Origin of the sequence: Bacillus sp. LJBS17 (assembly GCF_019334685.1) — a bacterium.
GTDB classification, from domain to species: domain Bacteria; phylum Bacillota; class Bacilli; order Bacillales; family Bacillaceae; genus Bacillus; species Bacillus subtilis.
The window spans coordinates 804,559-823,330 of record NZ_CP079759.1 but is presented as its reverse complement, the minus strand read 5'-3'; the positions used below and the strand labels follow the sequence as shown (position 1 = coordinate 823,330).

The following is an 18,772-nucleotide window of genomic DNA, read 5'->3' as shown; positions in this document are numbered from 1 at the left end:
ATGCGCGGCTTTTTTCTATTCAACCGGCAGCAGCCTGTCCTTTTTTTTCATAAAGGACGCTCTCCAGCTTTCCGATAGTGCAGCCTCACTTAAAATCAGTTCTATGGCGGTGAGATTTTTTGCATCATGGTAGTTGATGCGGTTGGCGAACTGGACGGAGATGCCCTTCTCTCCTCTGGACAGCAATTCAAGGTTCGCGCCGGGAGACACCCTGCCCTCCTCCAGCACGCGAAAATAAAACCCTGTATAGCCGGTTTGCTGGACCTTCAGCACCATTTCTTTTACACCAAACTTTTTCGCCAGCTTTACACACGGCTGGCGCGGCTGGCTGACCTGAACAACAGCTTCATCAAGCCTGAACACATCCCCGATGCAAACATTCTCCTCAGTCAGGCCCGCGACCGTCAGATTTTCTCCAAATGCGGCATTTGACAGCGGTCTTGAGAGGAACTCTTCCCAAAACGGATAATGCTCCGCCGGGTAGACACAGACAGCCTTATCAGGTCCGCCGTGGTTGACGAGGTCCGCCTGTCCGTCTCCTTCAAAATTCTCCCGATACAGCATGACGGCTGATTCAGCCGGCCGCTTCATGATGCCGGTTTCGATTTTCTTTCCGTCATATTCAAGCGTCTGCGGTTTTCCCAGATTAAGAGAAAGAACTGAATAGCGCTCTGGTTTCATACAAACACATCCCCTTTACAGGTTGTAAAATGATTGATTATCATAAAAAGAAAAGGTGGTTTTTACATGCTTCAATACCGAATCATTGTAAACGGCCGGGTTCAAGGTGTGGGCTTTCGCTATTTTGTTCAAATGGAAGCTGATAAGCGAAAACTGGCCGGCTGGGTCAAAAACCGTGATGACGGGCGTGTCGAGATTTTGGCAGAGGGTCCGGAAAACGCCCTGCAATCGTTTGTTGAGGCTGTAAAGAACGGAAGCCCTTTCTCAAAGGTTACCGACATCTCTGTGACTGAATCCCGCAGCCTTGAAGGCCATCATCGATTTTCTATTGTTTACTCATAAGGCTTATCTTGATAAAAATAGTTCGGCTTAACGATTGAGTTATCATAGGAGCGGTGGAAGATATGAGTGGCAGCGGGTGAAATGGGCGGAATCAGCCACGTCCAGTCTCCCGTCAGCTTTCTGCCCGCTTCTTCCTCCTGTTCTTCAAACCGTTTAAACTGGCTTGCCGCTGTATGATGGTCAACGATGCTGACACCCTGCTTTTTATACGAGTGCAGCACTGCTTTATTCAATTCAACTAGCGCTTGATCCTTCCATAAATCCGTATTGTAATCAGCGGCGATGCCGATCACGGACGCTACTTTTTTAAGCTTGTCGTACCGCTTTTCATCTGCGAGGTTTCTCGCTCCGATCTCCGTGCCCATATACCAGCCGTTAAATGGCGCGGCATTATAATGAATGCCCCCGACCTCAAGCTTCATATCAGAGATGATAGGCACGCCGTACCACTTCAGCTCCAAATCAGAAAACGCCTCGATGTCCGGATGTATGATTGGAACCTCGATCACAAGTGAACGCGGCAGCTCATACCAGACAGGCTGTTCGTCGCCTTTCATGCGAAAAATGAGCGGCAGCAGGTCAAAATCCGTTCGTTCTCCGCGCCAGCCGAGCTCTTCGCAGGCTGCTGTCAGTGAACAGGAAGCCGGGTCACCGATTCTTTCTCCGTCTGACTCATATCCAGCGTACCGGATCAGCTGATGATTCCAGATCTCGACTTGCTTTTCACCCTTCTCTTCCGGAGGGAAAATCGTAATGGTCGGTCTGATTTTGCCGTTATTGGTGGCGGTTTCAATATGGTGAAAGAGGGCGTCACGCACTTCCTCCTTCGTCCGGACGTCTCGTCTGTCAATAACATTCAGCGAATTCCAGAACAATCTGCCGATGCAGCGGTTGCTGTTTCTCCAAGCCATTTTCGCTCCGTGCTCCAGCTCTTCCTTCGTATGTACATAGCTTCCGGTCAGGTCAATTTCGCTTTTAATGTCCTCGAGACGGTCTTTCACTTCCTCCTCCTTTCCCAATTCCTGATAGCATGCGGCAATAAACGCTTTCGCTTCGTTCCAGAGTATTTCTTTTTCTTCCAACAAACTCTCCCCTTCACATCACTTCATGCTTTTCATTGTATCGTTTTTAAGCGGCAAGACAAATGATTTTTCTGCAACTTCCTGGAAAACAATAAAAAACACCCGCGTAATGCGGGTGTCAAATAGACGATAATCGATTTGCCAATTCAGTTAAGTCACTTCGAAAGTTTTTGCCGGTCATCGGTATGCCGTGCCCGGTCAATAACGCTTCCGGTTCAAGACCGGCCAGCTTCAGAATGGACTCAGCGGCCGTCTCTGTGTCAGGCGTGAAATAAGCCGGCGGACCGTGAAGCTCCTGTTTTTGTATCAAGACGTCAGCCATTTTCTCCTGTTCCACTGTAATAACAGCATCACCTGCCACAAGCACGCGGCCGTCATCGCGGAATAACGAAATATGGCCCGGCGTGTGTCCTGGTGTCGCAATCCACATCCACTCGTCAAGAAAAGGGACTGAACCGTCTTCCGGCAGTGCCTGGACATGTGAGGAAATATCGATGGAGTGCCGCGGAAACAGCGGCGACAGCTTGGCGACCAGCCCGCTCTTGCTGTCAGGACGAGCCGGAGGATAATCCTCTTTACCTGTTACATAGGGCATTTCCCGAGAATGGACATAAACAGGCACATCCCAATGCTCAAGGATCTCTTCGATTGCCCCAATATGGTCAAAGTGCCCGTGTGTGAGGATAATCGCCTTCAGCTGAAACCCTTCACCGAATCTTTGTTTGGCTTCATTGACAATCATGCCGGCTGATTGAGGCATGCCGGCATCAATTAAAACAAATGAGTGAGGTTCAGAAGGCAGCTGAATAAAATAGACATTCGCAATTTGCACAGTCAGGCCGTGCACCCCTTTTGCCGCTTCGAACCCCGTTCCGCTTCTGACTGAAGTCAGCGGCATATAAGGATCACTCATAATGACACCTCCGGAATGTTATATGCCGTTAGTGTGTGTCATTACGCCTGAATTATCATACGGAAATAGAGATCGCACCGATCAATAGAGCGATAGCCGTCATGACGATCACTGCGAGAACCGCCCATTTCAATGCGAATTTTTGATGGTCATCAATAGAAACTCCGACGAGTCCGACAAGCAAATGAGTGGATGGCACAAGCGGACTCAGCATATGAATCGGCTGGCCGATAATAGAGGCTCTGGCAATTTCCACTTTATCCACACCGTATGCGACAGCTGTTTCTGATAAAATCGGCAGCACCCCGTAGAAATACGCGTCATTCGGCATCAAAAATGTGAAAATACCGCTTGTTAAGGCAACAATCGCTGGGATCAATCCGCCCATTTGTTCCGGTATCATGGACACGAGTGAGATCGCCATTTCATCAACCATTTTCGTGCCTGTCAAAATCCCCGTGAACACCCCCGCGGCAAAAATCATTGAACCGATAGCCAGCACGTTGCTGGAATGCGCCGCGATGCGCTGTCTCTGATGCTCGAGATTGGGATAATTCACAATCAGTGCAATACAAAACGCAATGACAAACAGTACGGTTAAACTGACTTTACCCGATACTAAACATCCTATTAAAGAAAGCGTTAACAATAAATTGAACCACCAAAGCTTCGGCCGCTTCCACTCATCTTCAACCGCTGCCGCCGGTTCATTGGCATTAGCTGGCTGTTTCAGTTCAATCACACCAAGGCGCTTTCGTTCCGCTTTTCCAAGCACATACGCAACCGCCACCATACAAAGCATCCCGCTTGCAATGACAGGAATCATCGGCCCTGTTAGCTCAGCTGGATCAACTCCCAGCGCACTCGCCGCCCTCGGCGTCGCACCGCCCCATGGAATCGTGTTCATGATTCCCATGCCGACTCCCGCGATTCCTGCCAAGATAATTGGCCGGATGCCTAGCAGCAAATAGAGCGGAAGCATGGCGCTTGTCGTAATCATGTACGTTGTCGAGCCATCTCCGTCCAAGGCGACGAGCATTGTAAGAACCGCTGTCCCGACAACAATTTTTAAAGGGTCTCCTTTGACCATGCTTAAAATTTTGCCAACCATTGGATCAAACAGGCCTGTATCAATCATAATTCCAAAATATAAGATCGCAAACATAATCATGACCGCAGTCGGCGCGACTTGCTGAATCCCCGAAATCATCATGTCCCCAACTTCAGTAAATCCAAATCCGGCGATAAGCGCAAACACAATCGGCGTCAAAACTAATGCTGTTAAAACAGAAAGCCGTTTTGTCATGATCAATGCCATAAACACAAGCATCATGAGAAAGCCTAAGATTGCTAACACATCCATTCCCCCTTAAATGAATCCGCTTACATTTTTTTCTCCCTTACTCCCCTTTTTGTCTTACCTTTTTGCCATCGTATGGGAAAACCAACCGCAAGTAAATAATTTGGTTTTTTTGTATTTTTAATTTTTTAAAACCGTTTTGTTCTTTTTGATCAATTTTCGGCATGAAAAAAATCCCGGGATGCCGGGATCTTAATTTCCTGTCATGATGCTTTGATAAAAAGCAGATTGCTCTTCTAAAAACCGTTTCGTTTCCCTGCTGTTCAAATAAAAGCTTTCCCAGTCCTGTTCGTTTATTTTCCGCTTCCATTCAGGTGAGGAGGTGACCTTCTTTAGCGCTTGATCCCAGTAAGAAATCTCTTCCTCAGACATATTTTTCGGGCCCAAAATCCCTCTCCAATGAGAAAAAACAAACGGGATTCCCTGCTCCTTCCACGTCGGTACATTTGGAAAACCGGGAAGTCTTTTATCAGACGTTACAGCGGCTAACGTGATATCGCCGTTTCGTTCATATGGTTTCGCTTCAGAAAGTGTCATGGAAGCCGCTTCTATCTCATGTCTGATCAGCGCCTGAATGAGCTGTTCGCTGCTGTCATACTGTGAGAATTGAATGTCAAACGGGTCAATGCCGTACATATCTGCCGCTCTGACGAACGAGAGCTGATCATCATTGCCAAACCCCGGGGCAAAGCCGATTCTCACCTTGCCGGGATGCATGTTGATCTCATTCAGCACATCCTTGCCATTTGTTAACGCTGATCCTTTTGGCAATGCAACCGTCTGCCATTCCTTGGAGAGAATGGCGAGCGGCGTAAAATCGGACATTTTTAATTTGCTTTGCCCGAGAAGATCATTGCTCAATATTAGGCTGGACGTCATGCTGATGGTTTGTTTGCTGCTTTTGTTGACATATTTCCAGCCTTTCTCTCCCCCGCCGCCGGATTTATAGACGATATGAACATCTCCCTTCACGATCTGCTTCTGCCTCAAAACTGATTGGATCGCCTGCGCTGTGACATCCCAGCCGCCAGAAGGTTCGGCAGGGACGACAATTTCTATCGGCCCGTCCGGCAGGCGCGGCGCAGCCGCCTGCCTGATATCACCCTGCATAAAGATCAATAGAATAATCAATAGGATTATAGATTTTTTCATATCTAATCCGCCGCCAAATAATATTTTCTCTCCGGCCTGCCGATAATCCCGTATTCAAGCTCGGCTCTTGCTTCTTCCTTTGACACAAGGTACTCGGCATAACGGCGGGCAGTTGTTCGTGACGCCCCCATTTTTTCCCCAAGTTCCTCCGCTGTCAATCCTTCTGACGCAGTCTGAAGCGCTTCCTTAATTTTTCGCAGTGTAATCGAATTAATGCCAGTCGGCAAATCCTCTGCCGGCAAAGCTGTCTTCACACTGTTCCCAAAAATATGGTCGATCATGGATTGGCTGACCTCCGGCTGAGACATGAGCAGCTTCCTTTTTTCTTTATACTGAAGCAGCACCTGCCTGAACTTGTCAGCCGTTACGGGTTTGATCAAATAGTGGGCAATTCCTGCTCTTAGCGCTTCCTGCAAATGCCGGGTTTCTGTTGCCGCTGTGATAATCATAATGTCCACTTCAGGAAATCGGCTTCGTATATCAGGAATCAACGCGGTCCCAAGCTCGTCCGGCATATAAATATCCAGCAGAAGCAAATCAACCTTGTGTTCCTTCAAAAGCGCCAATGTCTCTTTTGCGTTAGCCGCCTTGCCGATAATCTTGAATCCATCAAGCTGTTTAATCAATCTCTCATGGATTTGCGCAACTCGAAAATCATCCTCCGCAATCGCGATGTGAATCAAATGGATTCCCCCTTTGTTTCTCCTTCGGTATAAACACAGTGAATACCGCCCCGCCAGTTTTTTGATTCGCCAGTTCGATCCAGCCGCCCAGTTCACGCACTGAGTCTTTCACATTGGCCAGACCGTAGCCTCTCCTCATCCCCTTTGAAGAATAGCCTCTCTCAAACACAGCTTCTATTTTCTCTGGCGGCACACCGGGCCCTGTGTCTGATACTTCAATGACAATGTCATGGCCCATATCCGTGATAAAAAACAAAACTTCCTTCACGCTTTGCTCCGCTACAGCTTCGAAAGCGTTATCAATTAAATTGCCAATAATCGTAATAAGATGGGACAAGCCGATATGTGCAGGAAGAGGCGCGAGTGAGCTGTTCTCATCAATCACCAGCTTGACCTTCTTTTCCGATGCCTTGCTTATTTTCCCTAACAAAATGGCCTGCACCTGCTGCGAATGAATGTTATGGAATAAAAGATCATGCTGTTCATTTTGCATCGCATATTCCTCTTTAATCAGATCAATGGCTTCATCATACTCCCCAAGTTCAAGCAGCCCTAAAATCGCATAAAGCTTATTTGAAAATTCATGAGTCTGCGCCCTGAGATCCTCAGAATATTTGCGAACCTCTGTCAATGTGTCGATCAGTTTCTTCAGCTCTGTTTTCTCCCTGAAGCTGACGACAATCCCATACGCCTGCCCGCCTTGATTCATCACTTTCGTATTGATAATAAACACTTGATCGTTGACGCTTACCTCCTGGTTCGGCAGCATTTCTCCTTGTTCAAGCACAGACATCAGCCCTGCTCCCGGCATGACGTCATCTATAGGAAGATGGATCACAGGCTCGGGCAGCTTCAGCATCTCGGCCGCCGATACGTTCATCATGGTGACGACGCCTTCACGATTGGTGGCAATAATCCCTTCTCGAATCGCGAAAAGCATTGCGTTTCTCTCACGATATAGAGCCGCGATCTCATGCGGCTCAAGCCCAAGCGTATCCTTTCTGATGCTTTTCGCCAGCACGGCGGCGCCAATAAATCCGAGCAGCAGTACAAGCACAGCAATCACACTCAAATTTCTCAAATGCTTTTTGATGCTTTGCTCTGTCTCCGTTTGCAGAAAATCAACAGACACGCTGCCGATCACTTGGCTGTATCCCTTCTGTTCTTTTATGATCGGCGCGCTTCCTCTGATCACTCTTCGTCCATCCGCTTTTGTTTCAGAAACATGCGAACCACCAAACAAAATTTCTCTGCTGCGCTCCAGTTTCTTTAATCCGCTTTTTCCAGAGGCGCTGCGAATGTCTCCTTTTTCGTCCAAAACATAAATGGCAAACGCGCCAGTCTGTTCTTTCATTTGTTCAATGACCTCTTGCGTCTCAGCCGCATGTCCGCCTTTTCTCTCAATGAGCTCTTTAACCGGCGGCATATAGGAAATGGTTCTCGCCGTTTGAACCGCCAGCTGCTCTGCCTGTCTCCGTTCTCCCTGTGTATGCTGAACGGCTAACGTAATGGTCAGCACACCAATGACAAAGACCAGCAGAGCCGCAATCAGCCCCATTATTTTTGTTTGCAGGGAAAAATGGAACCGCTTTTTCACCACAGCACCAGCCGTCCTTTCTACCTAGATCATACCATTTTTCACAGGCAATTTTCTCATTTTTCAAAATCCGTTTTCTTGCGAAGGAGTGAAAATAAGAAAAAGGCAGACCGCGTCTGCCTTTTTCTTTCTACCATATTCCTAGTACTTTCCACCATAATCCGCCGATCACAAGCCATACGATGATATGAACAATCGACAGAATAAATCCGATGGACCACCATTTGCCTTGTGGGATGTAGCCTGCTCCGAAGAAGACCGGAGCCGCTCCAGAACCGTAGTGAGTCGTTGACCCGAACAGGTTACTGATGAACGCGAGGCTCAGCGCTGCTAAAAGCGGCGGTGCGCCCGCTGCCACGACGACAGCCAAAAATGCTGAATACATCGCACTGATGTGGGCTGTCGCACTTGCAAAGAAATAGTGAGAGTAATAATACACAACAATTAAAATGATGAATGCCACAATCCAAGAGAACCCTGATACGGATGATTTCATGGCATTACTGAACCAAGACACCATGCCTAATTCATTCAAGAAGTTGGCGAGCATGACAAGCGCCGCAAACCAAGTGAGCGTATCCCAAGCGCCCTGTTCTTTCTTGATATCATCCCAAGTCAGAACTTGTGATAATAAGAGAACGGACAAACCGATCAATGCGGTTGTGGTTGCGTCGATGTTGAAGCTGCCGCCAAAAATCCACAGCACAAGCACCAAAAGAAACACGATAACCATGGAAAGCTCTGATTTTTTGAACGGTCCCATTTCTTTCAGTTTTTCTGTTGCGATTTTCGCCGCATCCGGTGTTTCTTTGATTTCCGGCGGATACAGCTTGTAAATCACAAGCGGCGTGATGATTAAGCTTACAAGTCCCGGTACAATCGCGGCAATTGCCCAGCTTGTCCATGTTAAGTCCACCCCTGCGACATCATGGGCCAGCTTGGCAATCAGCGGGTTCGCCGCCATCGCTGTCAGGAACATAGCAGATGTGATCAGATTCCCCTGAAAACCGGTTTTTAATAAGAATGCACCGATTTTTCTCTCTGTTCCATTTGCCGGGCTTGATCCGAATGTTTCGGATAATGATCTGATAATAGGAAATATAATGCCTCCTGCACGCGCCGTATTACTTGGAATAGCAGGTGAAAGTATTAAATCACTGAATAGCAGTGAATAAGAAAGTCCAAGGGTTTTTTTCCCGAATTTCTGAACGAATACATACGAAATTCTAGCACCGAGCCCGGTTTTGATAAATCCCCGGGAAATAAAGAATGCGATAACGATAAGCCAAATGGTCTTATTCCCGAATCCGCTTAATGTATCCTCAATTGATAGTGTTCCAGTTAGTGCAGTAACCGCCAATGCAAAAATTGCAATTGCACCCATTGGCAAGGGCTTGGAGATAAAGCCGATAATTGTTGCGACAAAAATCGCAAACAAATGCCAAGCTTTAGGTTCAAGTCCGGACGGAGCGGGAATAAACCAGATGATTAGTCCCACAGCGACAGTAATAAGCAATGGAACAAGCTTTACTGCTGACTGTTTTCCTGCGTCTTTTTCTGAAGCCATAAATAGGTCTCCTCCTATATACTTGTTTTCCGATCCCCTTTTCCATTCTACTCCTTAACTAAGTTAATAAACATTTTAATTAATTAAAAAACACAAAGGTTAGCACCCTTTGTGTTTTTCACTTTCTTAATTTAATTTACCCGCACCCGCTTGATTTATGACATTTGATTTCACATTAGCAGAAGCATCAATCGATCCATGCAGAGACGGCGTCCAGCCGACAGAAGAGCTCAGCCCGTTTGCAGCCGATGCGTTGATCTGTGTGCCGTTCAGCAACGTGCCGGAGTCATATAAAGCCGTTCCCCCGCTGAATACGCTGATCGTTTTAGCAGCTGACAGTCCCGGTACGTCAATGACATTGTTTTGGGCATAGATTTTAGATGACTTTCCGATTCCCCATGCATAGCTGAAAGGATAACTTGAAGAGCTTGTGCTTCCTTCATAATAGTTGTTGTATACGTGCACTTGCCCGAAACGGACTCTCGGCGCGCGCTGGACAATATTTTTATAGCGGTTATGATGGAGCGTAATTTTTAATTTGCCGTCATCGGAGGTTTTGCTGTCACTTGATCCGAAAATGGAGCTTTTATCATGATCGTGATAATAGTTGTAGGACATCGTGATATAGTTAGCGCCGTTGGACGCATCCGTTTGGCCGTCATGGTGCTGATATTTTCTTCCATAATATTTCGGTGATGTGCTGTCCGGACGCGAACCGTCGTTAAATGTACAGTGATCAATCCAGATGTGTGTGCCGCCGTTTATCGTGATGTTGTCGTATTGTGAGTTCCAGTTTCCTGAGCTTCCGTCAGTCGGATCCCATTGCGGAAAATAATCATAGGCATCCTGGAATTCAATGTTGCGAATAATGACGTTATCACTCTTGATTTGGAAGTTTCCTCCCACGACTTTAGCGTTAGTCCCTGAACCGACGATCGTCGTGTTTGCAGGGATATCCACCATGACCCGTGCTTTTTGGTTTTTCTGAGAGCGTGCTCTCGCTTCTTCTTGTGTTCCCGACGGCTCTTTTTTGCCCCATGTGCTAGGATCATAGGCTTTCAAATATTTGTCCAAATCATACTCCGGATCTTTATAGTCATTTAGACCAAGCGGCTTCAGATTGTCATCTACGTTCATGTCAATCGTTCCCTTGATATAAATGATTTTTGGCGTTGTGTTCGTTTCCTTCCCTAATGCCGAGACAAGCTGGTTTCTGTTGCTGACGGTATACACATTTGAGGACGATGCTTTTGCCCCGCCTGTCGTGCCGGTCGAGTACGCGCCCCAGCCATCATTGGATCCCAACGTCTGGTGGCCTAAATCAGCTGCGTTCACGCCAGCTGGAGTCAATCCTAAAAACAAAGCCGTAGCTAACATCACTTTTTTCATCCACTATGTACCCCCATTTTCTATTTTGTGAGATTTTATTCCAATTTATCACAAAAATATAATAGCAAATTGAGGGACATTCAGAACCGAAAATGTTCCGCTATCCTATTGCGGCATTCTGCAAAATGCCACCGCAAAGACCGCAAAAAAACCAAAAGGCCGTCATAGCCTTTTGGTTTTTTCCTTGCTTTATGCCCAAGCTTTCACTTTTTCGTTATCTGTCACAAAGAGAAGTACTTTTCCTTCATCTAAGCGTTTTTCAAATTGAGCGGCTTCATCTTCAGAAAAACCGATTTCGTGAATTTTATTGCGGAGCTCATCTCCTTTTTTATTGAAGATATTTCCCACCGCGTGCTTGAAACCTGTTTCTTTGGCTCCGATCGTATTGGCATTCGTGTTGTCTGCCAGGCGTTCCGTTCTGTCATCGTCGTGAGCTAAGACGTATACATCCTCTTTCGCAACACCCATTTTCTGTAATTCCTCTACATCCTTCATGAGCTGTTCGTCATTTGTATACTCTTTTACAACTGGTTTCATGTCGATATTCCTCCTTCATGTTTTCTATATTTCTTTCATACCCGATCGTCTGTACCTGAAACAGATTCCAGAACATTAAAGAGAAAAACAGGAGGAATGGTAGTAGCTATTTGTTTTCCGTCCATGGTAAAGTGATAGGAACGGGACCTATTTTCAGAAAAATCAAAATTAAAGAGAAGCCGCTGCACGGAGCACACGACCATGAAACGCTGCCTTTATCCGTACGAGCAGGAGGTATGTCTAATGCAATACTTTTCACCAGAACAGCAATACAATGCTTGGATTGTGAGTGATTTAGTCAAACAGATTTTCCATAAGCGTGCCGGATGTTCACCAGGAATTCACGAGCTTGCGGTTTTTGCCGAGGAACATTTTCATATCGATATCGACTTTGTTTTCTCGATTATCATGAATATCGGCGACATTGAATTTGCACTAACAGATGAAATAGAAAAGAAATTGTCCGGTTATCTCAGCACTCTCCTTCCTTATGTCACTGCTGATATGTTCGAAACCTCTAAAGCCAACGCCCATGCGTTTTTGTCTCGAAGACACGGTAACGCTGCATACCACTTATTTGTGTCTGATGATGCTTTCATGAGAAAGCAGTAAAAACGCATCTTTCTTTACTAAAAAAATATTGACATGATAAGCCATGCTATTATAGTGTTACATGTGATAATGATTCTCATTACTAAATCTTAAAAAAGGAAGAATGACATGCGCACCTATTCTAACAAGTTGATTGCCATCATGAGTGTTTTATTGCTCGCCTGCCTCATTGTATCCGGCTGTTCATCAAGCCAGAATAACAACGGAAGCGGCGAAAGCAAGTCTAAGGATTCCAGAGTGATCCATGACGAAGAAGGAAAAACGACAGTAAGCGGCACACCTAAGCGGGTGGTTGTGCTTGAGCTTTCATTCTTGGATGCCGTTCACAATCTCGGCATTACGCCGGTGGGCATCGCAGATGACAACAAAAAAGATATGATTAAAAAGCTTGTCGGCAGCTCCATTGATTACACATCTGTAGGCACACGCAGCGAACCCAATCTTGAGGTTATCAGTTCCTTGAAGCCTGATTTAATCATCGCTGACGCTGAGCGCCATAAAAACATTTATAAACAGCTGAAACAAATCGCTCCGACGATTGAATTAAAAAGCCGTGAAGCGACATATGACGAAACGATCGACAGCTTTACGACCATTGCTAAAGCATTAAATAAAGAAGATGAAGGAAAAGAAAAGCTTGCCGAGCACAAAAAAGTCATCAACGATCTAAAAGCCGAACTTCCGAAAGATGAAAACCGCAACATCGTTCTCGGCGTTGCAAGAGCGGATTCCTTCCAGCTTCATACATCATCATCCTATGACGGAGAAATCTTTAAAATGCTCGGCTTTACACACGCCGTGAAGTCAGATAACGCCTATCAAGAGGTCAGCCTCGAGCAATTGAGCAAAACCGATCCTGATATTTTGTTCATCTCAGCCAACGAAGGCAAAACCATTGTAGACGAGTGGAAAACGAACCCGCTCTGGAAAAATCTCAAAGCGGTGAAAAATGGACAAGTCTATGATGCGGACCGTGACACTTGGACAAGATTCAGAGGCATCAAGTCTAGTGAAACAAGCGCCAAAGATGTGCTTAAAAAAGTGTATAATAAATAGGACAAATGAGAAGCGAGGGGAAATCCTTGCTTCTTCGTTTTTGCAACCAGACGCAGTAAGGAAGTGAGACTGTTGTATCATTCAGCCAAACGGCGCTCATCATCAAGACTGATGATGTTCATCATTGCACTGATTATTTTTATATTTGGGCTTGGGCTGAATCTTTCAGTAGGAGCCTCAGACATCGGCATCATAGATTCATTGAAATATCTTTTTGTATGGGACGGTTCAAAGGAACAGCTCATCATCTCTACTCTTCGCCTTCCCCGCACTTTAATCGGCGTTTTTGTCGGCGCCAGCCTAGCTGTAGCAGGGGCGCTGATGCAGGCTATGACCAGAAACCCTCTGGCTTCACCCCAAATTTTCGGTGTGAATGCGGGTGCATCGCTTTTTGTCGTTGCTTCTCTCGTCATTCTGCCGGCATCGCCCTATTCATCTGTTATATTCGCTTTTGCGGGTGCGGCAGCAGGCGGCGCGATTGTGTATATGATTGCCTCATCCGGCGGAATGACACCTGTTAAGCTGGCGCTGTCAGGAATGGCCGTGCATTTGTTCCTCTCCTCTATGACACAGGCCATCATTATTTTAAATGAGTCAGGTGAGGATGTTCTGTACTGGATGACAGGCGCAATCGACGGCAGCAACTGGCAGGATGTCATAACCATCGCTCCGTTTTCTGTCATTGGCATCGGGCTTGCCCTCGTATTTTCCGGTTCTGTTTCTGTTCTCGGTCTCGGAGACGAAACAGCAAAAGGGCTTGGACAAAATATGAACGGCATCCGGATTCTGATCAGTTTGATTATTTTAATCCTTTCCGGCGCTTCCGTAGCCGTCGCCGGGCCGATTGGCTTTGTCGGGCTGCTCGTCCCGCATATTGTCCGCAAACTGATCGGAGAACATTATCAATACGTGCTTCCGTTTTCGGCACTGTTCGGTGCCATTTTGCTGGTGTACGCAGATGTTCTGGCCAGATGGATTGCATTTCCTTATGAATCACCGGTCGGCATTGTCACCGCGATTATCGGAACGCCGTTTTTCTTATATTTGGCAAGGAAAGGGCGAAACCTGAAATGAAGAAAACAACCAGAAAACAAAAACGCCCCTTACTGGCGATACTCATATTGGCCGTGATTTTGATCGTTCTGTCCGTCATCAGCATTGGAATCGGTGCATTATACATTTCACCTGATGCGGTAGTGACGAATCTGCTGGGACTGGATCATTCCTTTGAATTTATCATCCAGCAATATCGCCTTCCCCGCATCATATTAGCAATTTTGGCCGGTGCAGGGCTTGCCGCTGCCGGAGCGATTTTACAGGGTGTGATCCGAAATCCGCTCGCTTCCCCGGACGTTGTCGGCATTTCAAAAGGCTCCGGACTTGCGGCGATGGCTGTGATTCTCATCTTTCCTGAGTCGCCGGTATACGTGCTTCCGTTCTCCGCATTTGCCGGAGCCGCCATTATTGCTGTACTATTATTAATGATAGCCCGAAAAAAGAGCATTCAGCCCTCTTCACTGGCTTTATCAGGCATTGCTTTAGGCGCGGTCTGCCACGCCGGAATGCAATATATGATGGTAAAGTTTCCAGGCGACGTGAATGCTGCACTCATTTGGCTGACAGGAAGCCTCTGGGGAAGAAACTGGGAAGAAGTCAAGCTGCTTGCGCCATGGCTTTTGATTCTTTTTCCGATCGTCTGCATACTCATACCGAAGCTGGATCTTATGTCACTCGGGGATGAGCTTGCACAGGGTCTCGGAGAAAACGCAAACCGGCTGAGATTCATCCTGATTTTCACCGCGGTGGCGCTGGCGGGAAGCTGTGTAGCCGTCGTCGGCTCAATCGGTTTTATCGGCTTGCTTGCTCCGCATATCGCCAGACGGCTTACCGGAGAAAAAGCTAAATATTTACTGCCTGCATCGGCATTGATTGGTGCTATTATATTATTAATTGCAGATACGTTAGGGCGCGGCATCATGCCTCCGGTTGAAATACCTGCCGGAATACTGACAGCCGTGATCGGCGCGCCTTATTTCTTATATTTATTGAAATTCGAAGCGAGGAAACAGTAGGGAGAGGATACCATGGGAAAACTGGCTGCAGACCAGCTCACTCTTTCATATGACAGTACAGTGATTATTGACGGAGTCGACTTAAAGATAGAAGAAGGAAAAATCACTGCGCTCATCGGCGCTAATGGCTGCGGTAAATCAACAATCCTCAAATCGCTCGCCAGGCTGATGGCCCCGAAAAGCGGTACAGTGCTACTAGAAGGAAAAGACATCCACCGCCAGCCATCAAAAGAAGTCGCAAAAAAACTGGCCATTCTTCCACAATCTCCTCAGGCTCCTGAAGGATTGACGGTAGAGGAATTATGCTATTTTGGCAGACATCCTCACAAAAAGCTGTTATCCAAGCATACCCAAGAGGATCATGACATGGTAGAGTGGGCGCTGGAAGCAACGGGCATGATTGAACTGAAGGAGCGGACGCTGGATGCCCTTTCAGGCGGCCAAAGACAAAGAGCCTGGATTTCCATGGCACTTGCGCAAGGCACTGATTTGCTTTTGCTTGATGAGCCGACCACGTATTTAGACATCTCTCACCAGATTGAAGTGCTTGAACTGCTGAAAAAGCTGAACCGCGACCATGGCCGCACCGTTGTCATGGTGCTCCATGATTTAAACCAAGCCGCTCAATATGCTGACTATCTGATCAGTGTGCTGGACGGAAAAATCTACAATGCCGGAACACCGGAAGATGTGTTCACCCAGCCATTTTTCCGTGAAGTCTTCGGCTTGGAATGCTGCATCATGAGAAGCCCGATCGACCAGAAGCCAATGTGCCTGCCGACGGGACTGTGCCCGAAATTACGGGCGAAATGAAAAGGAGAGGAGCCCCCTCTCCTTTTTTGTATGCCAGCTTACCTTTTGTATTTCCTCTCCTGTCCATGTTACAGTGGTGTCAACCAAGTTAGGAGGATGAAAATGACAGCATCTCAGCAGCAAATTCAATTAGCAAGACGTCCACAAGGTATTCCTGTTCATGAAGACTTTCGCTTTGAAACCATTCCGGTTCCTGAACCCCAGCAAGGGGAAGTGCTTGTCAAAACGCTTTATGTTTCGGTTGACCCTTATATGCGCGGCCGTATGCAGGATACGAAGTCATATGTTGAGCCGTTCGCCTTGGATGAAGCGCTTTCTGGCGGGGTTATCGCTGAAGTCGTGTCAGACGGCGACCAATTGAAAAAAGCAGATATCGTCATCGGAAATCTCAGCTGGCAGGAATTTTCCGCTGTGAGCGAGTCTGCCTTGCGAAAAATTGATACAAGCCTTGCTCCCGCTTCGGCCTATCTCGGCATTTTGGGAATGACCGGCTTAACAGCATACTTCGGATTGCTGGACATCGGACGCCCGAAGGAAGGCGAAACCGTGGTTGTCTCCGGAGCTGCGGGAGCCGTTGGTTCAACAGTCGGGCAAATTGCCAAAATCAAAGGCGCTCGAGTTGTCGGTATCGCGGGCTCTGATGAAAAAATCGACTACTTAAAACAGGAGCTTCAGTTTGACGAAGCCATCAATTACAAAACAGCGGATGATATCCAAAAAGCGCTTCAAAACGCTTGTCCTGACGGTGTCGATGTGTATTTTGACAATGTCGGCGGACCGATTTCAGACGCGGTGATGAATCTGCTCAATGAATTTGCCCGCATTCCGGTGTGCGGCGCCATTTCTTCCTATAACGCAGAAAGCGAAGCAGATGACATGGGCCCTCGTGTCCAATCAAAACTCATTAAAACGAAGTCGCTGATGCAAGGCTTTATCGTAAGCGACTACTCCGATCGTTTTTCTGAGGGAGCAAAACAGCTGGCCGAATGGCTGAAGGCTGGTAAACTCCATTACGAGGAAACCATCACAGAAGGCTTCGAAAACATTCCTGACGCGTTTCTCGGTTTATTTAAGGGAGAAAATAAAGGGAAACAGCTGATCAAGGTCAGTGATCCGAGCTGAATGAAGATGAAAACGGGAGGGCTTTTTGCCCTCCTTTTATGTTTCGATGAGATCAGCTGCGAAGAATCAGCGTAAGAAAACCATCTTCATCAGGTTCTGTATCTTCCAAAGTGAATCCTGCTGCTTGAAAGCAAGCTAAACTGATTCGATTGTCTTCTTCAATGCATGCCACCCATTCCCGCACGCTAGTAAAATCAGGTTCGGTCATCAGCTTTTGCAATATCCGTTTTCCGTACCCTTGAAGCCGGTACAAAGGATTGACGATCAATCCAATATATGTCCGCTTCTCCCCGAACTCAATAACGACCATCCCTGCCGGCAGCTGTCCATCATACGCCATGATGACAGTATCGTGTTTATCTTTATTTACTCGTGCATACCACTCATCTAATGGCAGCATCCCATCCATTCTCCGTCTGGTATCCTCATTCTCAAACCAGTGTTCAAGAATTTTCAGCTCTGACTCCTTCACTGCTTGAAACCTGTCTATTGAAACCACCTTCCCACCCCCTGCGCAAAACTTTTTCTATTATTTTACAACAAAAAAAGGGCTTTTCGCCCTTCTTTTTATTTCGTCTTCAGTTTTCCGCCTGCATACACAGCTTCACTCAGTTCAACACCAAGCTTCTTCGCCATTTTTTTCAGCTTTGATTCCTCCAATTTTGTCACAAGGCTCAGCACGTTGCCTTCTTTTCCGGCCCGGCCTGTTCGTCCTGATCTGTGGACATAGCCATCTTCATCTGGAATATCAGCATGAATCACGTATGGCAGGTTTTCAATGTCTAAACCGCGTGCGGCAATGTCAGTCGCCAATAAAAGAGGAAACTCTCCGTCTTCGAATGCGGCAATGATTTTCGCCCGCTCCATTTTTTTCGCTTCGCTGTGCAAAACGCCAAGATCGACATGGTGATATGCCAGCTTTTCCGCATATACACTCAGGTTGCCGATGTCTCTCACAAATACGAGTGCCTGCATGCCTTCAAGCCTTGACAGCTTTTGCAGCAGCTTCACTTTGTCGCGCTGGTCGCAAATCAGGTATTGATGCTTCACTTTCCCTGCCTCCGCCTTGCTTCGCTGTACCTTCAACACCTCAGGCTCTTGCGCCAATTCGCGGAGCACATCCTCTGTTTCCTTTTTGAGTGTCGCGGAAAAACATAGAAGCTGGCGGTCTCTTAATGTCGTTTTAATAATTTGTTTGATCGTCTCGCGATGCTCCGGCAGGATAAGCTGATCCGCTTCATCAAGTACAATCGTTTTCACTTCATGCATTTTGAGTTTCTTTGCTTTAATCAGTTCAAATACCCTGCCTGGCGTGCCGACGATGATATGCGGATGTTTCTTCAGCTTTTCGACCTGCTTCTTCACATTCGCCCCGCCGATTAAGGAAGCCGCGCGCAGCTCTGAGCCCGCTTTCCAATCCTGAATCACCTGAAAAATCTGCATGACCAGCTCACGGGAAGGCGCTAAAATCACCGCCTGCGGATGCTTTTGCTCTGGTTTGATCCGCTCCAAGACCGGCAGCGCATACGCCAGCGTCTTCCCTGTGCCTGTCGGCGATTCCGCGATGACATCCTTTCCGTCCATGATCAGCTGGGCTGCCTGCTCTTGAACAGGGGTTGGCGTTTGAAAGCCGGAAGCATTCCAATTCTCTTGTATAAATGATTGTGCATTATGTAAAAATGGCCAAGTTTGCGTCATTTTGTTCTCCTCAATTCCTGAAATCTATTCCATAGTATCTCAAAACCTCGCCCGGAACGCAATTTTTCTTTTTCTTTCCTATACCTTTCAACATTC

The 18,772-nt window shown here is 47.0% G+C and carries 20 protein-coding genes; 7 read left to right on the top strand and 13 right to left on the bottom strand.

The genetic code is table 11. The features are described 5' to 3' along the window. Positions 1–15: 15 nt before the first annotated feature. On the bottom strand, positions 16–681 hold the full coding sequence (locus tag KXZ66_RS04145) for an MOSC domain-containing protein (protein ID WP_014479155.1): 666 nt from the start codon (positions 679–681) through the stop codon (positions 16–18). A 66-nt stretch (positions 682–747) separates the two neighbouring features. Here KXZ66_RS04145 and KXZ66_RS04140 point away from each other — a divergent pair, with 66 nt between their 5' ends. Continuing rightward, positions 748–1,023: an acylphosphatase gene (locus KXZ66_RS04140; RefSeq protein ID WP_003233709.1), complete on the top strand. Its 276-nt coding sequence runs from the start codon at positions 748–750 to the stop codon at positions 1,021–1,023. Here the strand turns inward: KXZ66_RS04140 and nosA are convergent. The 10 genes from nosA to KXZ66_RS04095 form a co-directional block, all read right to left on the bottom strand. Beyond that, a complete protein-coding gene (gene nosA, locus KXZ66_RS04135) occupies positions 1,014–2,105 on the bottom strand; it encodes a nitric oxide synthase (RefSeq protein ID WP_044052598.1) in 1,092 nt (363 codons plus the stop codon). The two genes, KXZ66_RS04140 and nosA, sit on opposite strands and share 10 nt — an antisense overlap. A gap of 118 nt (positions 2,106–2,223) precedes the next feature. Then, positions 2,224–3,018, bottom strand: coding sequence for an MBL fold metallo-hydrolase (locus tag KXZ66_RS04130; RefSeq protein WP_015383086.1), 795 nt, complete (start codon positions 3,016–3,018; stop codon positions 2,224–2,226). Between the two features lie 55 nt (positions 3,019–3,073). Further along, positions 3,074–4,375 carry an Mg(2+)/citrate complex secondary transporter CitM gene (citM, locus tag KXZ66_RS04125; protein ID WP_003242978.1) on the bottom strand — a complete coding sequence of 434 codons (1,302 nt, stop codon included), beginning with the start codon at positions 4,373–4,375 and terminating at the stop codon, positions 3,074–3,076. A gap of 43 nt (positions 4,376–4,418) precedes the next feature. Beyond that, on the bottom strand, positions 4,419–4,544 hold the full coding sequence (locus KXZ66_RS22520) for a hypothetical protein (RefSeq protein WP_257475330.1): 126 nt from the start codon (positions 4,542–4,544) through the stop codon (positions 4,419–4,421). Positions 4,545–4,570: 26 nt separating this feature from the next. Then, the gene (locus KXZ66_RS04120; protein ID WP_103803341.1) at positions 4,571–5,530 is read right to left on the bottom strand and encodes a tripartite tricarboxylate transporter substrate binding protein; all 960 of its coding nucleotides are present in this window, start codon (positions 5,528–5,530) and stop codon (positions 4,571–4,573) included. 2 nt (positions 5,531–5,532) lie between these two features. Then, a complete protein-coding gene (gene citT, locus KXZ66_RS04115) occupies positions 5,533–6,213 on the bottom strand; it encodes a two-component response regulator CitT (protein ID WP_014479151.1) in 681 nt (226 codons plus the stop codon). After that, complete coding sequence (gene yflR / locus KXZ66_RS04110; RefSeq protein ID WP_064671899.1) at positions 6,185–7,813, bottom strand: two-component sensor histidine kinase CitS; 1,629 nt, start codon at positions 7,811–7,813, stop codon at positions 6,185–6,187. Before yflR ends, citT begins: the two co-directional genes overlap by 29 nt. Before the next feature lie 127 nt (positions 7,814–7,940). Continuing rightward, complete coding sequence (locus KXZ66_RS04105; RefSeq protein WP_015383080.1) at positions 7,941–9,377, bottom strand: anion permease; 1,437 nt, start codon at positions 9,375–9,377, stop codon at positions 7,941–7,943. Between the two features lie 126 nt (positions 9,378–9,503). Then, the gene (locus KXZ66_RS04100; RefSeq protein WP_038829543.1) at positions 9,504–10,766 is read right to left on the bottom strand and encodes a pectate lyase; all 1,263 of its coding nucleotides are present in this window, start codon (positions 10,764–10,766) and stop codon (positions 9,504–9,506) included. A gap of 189 nt (positions 10,767–10,955) precedes the next feature. Beyond that, the gene (locus tag KXZ66_RS04095; RefSeq protein ID WP_003233729.1) at positions 10,956–11,303 is read right to left on the bottom strand and encodes a YflT domain-containing protein; all 348 of its coding nucleotides are present in this window, start codon (positions 11,301–11,303) and stop codon (positions 10,956–10,958) included. A gap of 243 nt (positions 11,304–11,546) precedes the next feature. Here KXZ66_RS04095 and KXZ66_RS04090 point away from each other — a divergent pair, with 243 nt between their 5' ends. The 6 genes from KXZ66_RS04090 (at position 11,547) to KXZ66_RS04065 (ending at position 16,978) form a co-directional block, all read left to right on the top strand. Then, positions 11,547–11,915: a YfmB family protein gene (locus KXZ66_RS04090; protein WP_003233730.1), complete on the top strand. Its 369-nt coding sequence runs from the start codon at positions 11,547–11,549 to the stop codon at positions 11,913–11,915. A 108-nt stretch (positions 11,916–12,023) separates the two neighbouring features. Beyond that, positions 12,024–12,971: a Fe(3+)-citrate ABC transporter substrate-binding protein YfmC gene (gene yfmC / locus KXZ66_RS04085; RefSeq protein ID WP_219144817.1), complete on the top strand. Its 948-nt coding sequence runs from the start codon at positions 12,024–12,026 to the stop codon at positions 12,969–12,971. Between the two features lie 72 nt (positions 12,972–13,043). Continuing rightward, on the top strand, positions 13,044–14,045 hold the full coding sequence (fecD, locus tag KXZ66_RS04080) for a Fe(3+) dicitrate ABC transporter permease FecD (protein WP_014476116.1): 1,002 nt from the start codon (positions 13,044–13,046) through the stop codon (positions 14,043–14,045). Beyond that, positions 14,042–15,043 carry a Fe(3+)-citrate ABC transporter permease YfmE gene (yfmE, locus tag KXZ66_RS04075; RefSeq protein WP_003243506.1) on the top strand — a complete coding sequence of 334 codons (1,002 nt, stop codon included), beginning with the start codon at positions 14,042–14,044 and terminating at the stop codon, positions 15,041–15,043. The genes fecD and yfmE overlap by 4 nt, the downstream gene beginning before the upstream one ends. Before the next feature lie 12 nt (positions 15,044–15,055). Next, positions 15,056–15,856, top strand: a complete 801-nt coding sequence (yfmF, locus tag KXZ66_RS04070; protein ID WP_124048443.1) for a Fe(3+)-citrate ABC transporter ATP-binding protein YfmF — start codon at positions 15,056–15,058, stop codon at positions 15,854–15,856. A gap of 102 nt (positions 15,857–15,958) precedes the next feature. Continuing rightward, on the top strand, positions 15,959–16,978 hold the full coding sequence (locus KXZ66_RS04065) for an NADP-dependent oxidoreductase (protein ID WP_151870339.1): 1,020 nt from the start codon (positions 15,959–15,961) through the stop codon (positions 16,976–16,978). A gap of 52 nt (positions 16,979–17,030) precedes the next feature. Here the strand turns inward: KXZ66_RS04065 and KXZ66_RS04060 are convergent, their stop codons facing one another. Then, positions 17,031–17,477: a GNAT family N-acetyltransferase gene (locus tag KXZ66_RS04060; protein ID WP_151870340.1), complete on the bottom strand. Its 447-nt coding sequence runs from the start codon at positions 17,475–17,477 to the stop codon at positions 17,031–17,033. A gap of 68 nt (positions 17,478–17,545) precedes the next feature. Continuing rightward, positions 17,546–18,676, bottom strand: a complete 1,131-nt coding sequence (locus tag KXZ66_RS04055) for a DEAD/DEAH box helicase (RefSeq protein ID WP_134156881.1) — start codon at positions 18,674–18,676, stop codon at positions 17,546–17,548. Positions 18,677–18,772 lie beyond the last annotated feature (96 nt).

What these genes read in the sequence shown, in the direction of transcription:
- KXZ66_RS04145 (WP_014479155.1), bottom strand. Translation starts at nt 681, where the DNA reads ATGAAACCAGAGCGCTATTCAGTTCTTTCTCTTAATCTGGGAAAACCG.
- KXZ66_RS04140 (WP_003233709.1), top strand. Translation starts at nt 748, where the DNA reads ATGCTTCAATACCGAATCATTGTAAACGGCCGGGTTCAAGGTGTGGGC.
- KXZ66_RS04130 (WP_015383086.1), bottom strand. Translation starts at nt 3,018, where the DNA reads ATGAGTGATCCTTATATGCCGCTGACTTCAGTCAGAAGCGGAACGGGG.
- KXZ66_RS22520 (WP_257475330.1), bottom strand. Translation starts at nt 4,544, where the DNA reads ATGCCGAAAATTGATCAAAAAGAACAAAACGGTTTTAAAAAATTAAAA.
- KXZ66_RS04120 (WP_103803341.1), bottom strand. Translation starts at nt 5,530, where the DNA reads ATGAAAAAATCTATAATCCTATTGATTATTCTATTGATCTTTATGCAG.
- KXZ66_RS04105 (WP_015383080.1), bottom strand. Translation starts at nt 9,377, where the DNA reads ATGGCTTCAGAAAAAGACGCAGGAAAACAGTCAGCAGTAAAGCTTGTT.
- KXZ66_RS04100 (WP_038829543.1), bottom strand. Translation starts at nt 10,766, where the DNA reads ATGAAAAAAGTGATGTTAGCTACGGCTTTGTTTTTAGGATTGACTCCA.
- KXZ66_RS04095 (WP_003233729.1), bottom strand. Translation starts at nt 11,303, where the DNA reads ATGAAACCAGTTGTAAAAGAGTATACAAATGACGAACAGCTCATGAAG.
- KXZ66_RS04090 (WP_003233730.1), top strand. Translation starts at nt 11,547, where the DNA reads ATGCAATACTTTTCACCAGAACAGCAATACAATGCTTGGATTGTGAGT.
- yfmC (WP_219144817.1), top strand. Translation starts at nt 12,024, where the DNA reads ATGCGCACCTATTCTAACAAGTTGATTGCCATCATGAGTGTTTTATTG.
- yfmE (WP_003243506.1), top strand. Translation starts at nt 14,042, where the DNA reads ATGAAGAAAACAACCAGAAAACAAAAACGCCCCTTACTGGCGATACTC.
- yfmF (WP_124048443.1), top strand. Translation starts at nt 15,056, where the DNA reads ATGGGAAAACTGGCTGCAGACCAGCTCACTCTTTCATATGACAGTACA.
- KXZ66_RS04065 (WP_151870339.1), top strand. Translation starts at nt 15,959, where the DNA reads ATGACAGCATCTCAGCAGCAAATTCAATTAGCAAGACGTCCACAAGGT.
- KXZ66_RS04055 (WP_134156881.1), bottom strand. Translation starts at nt 18,676, where the DNA reads ATGACGCAAACTTGGCCATTTTTACATAATGCACAATCATTTATACAA.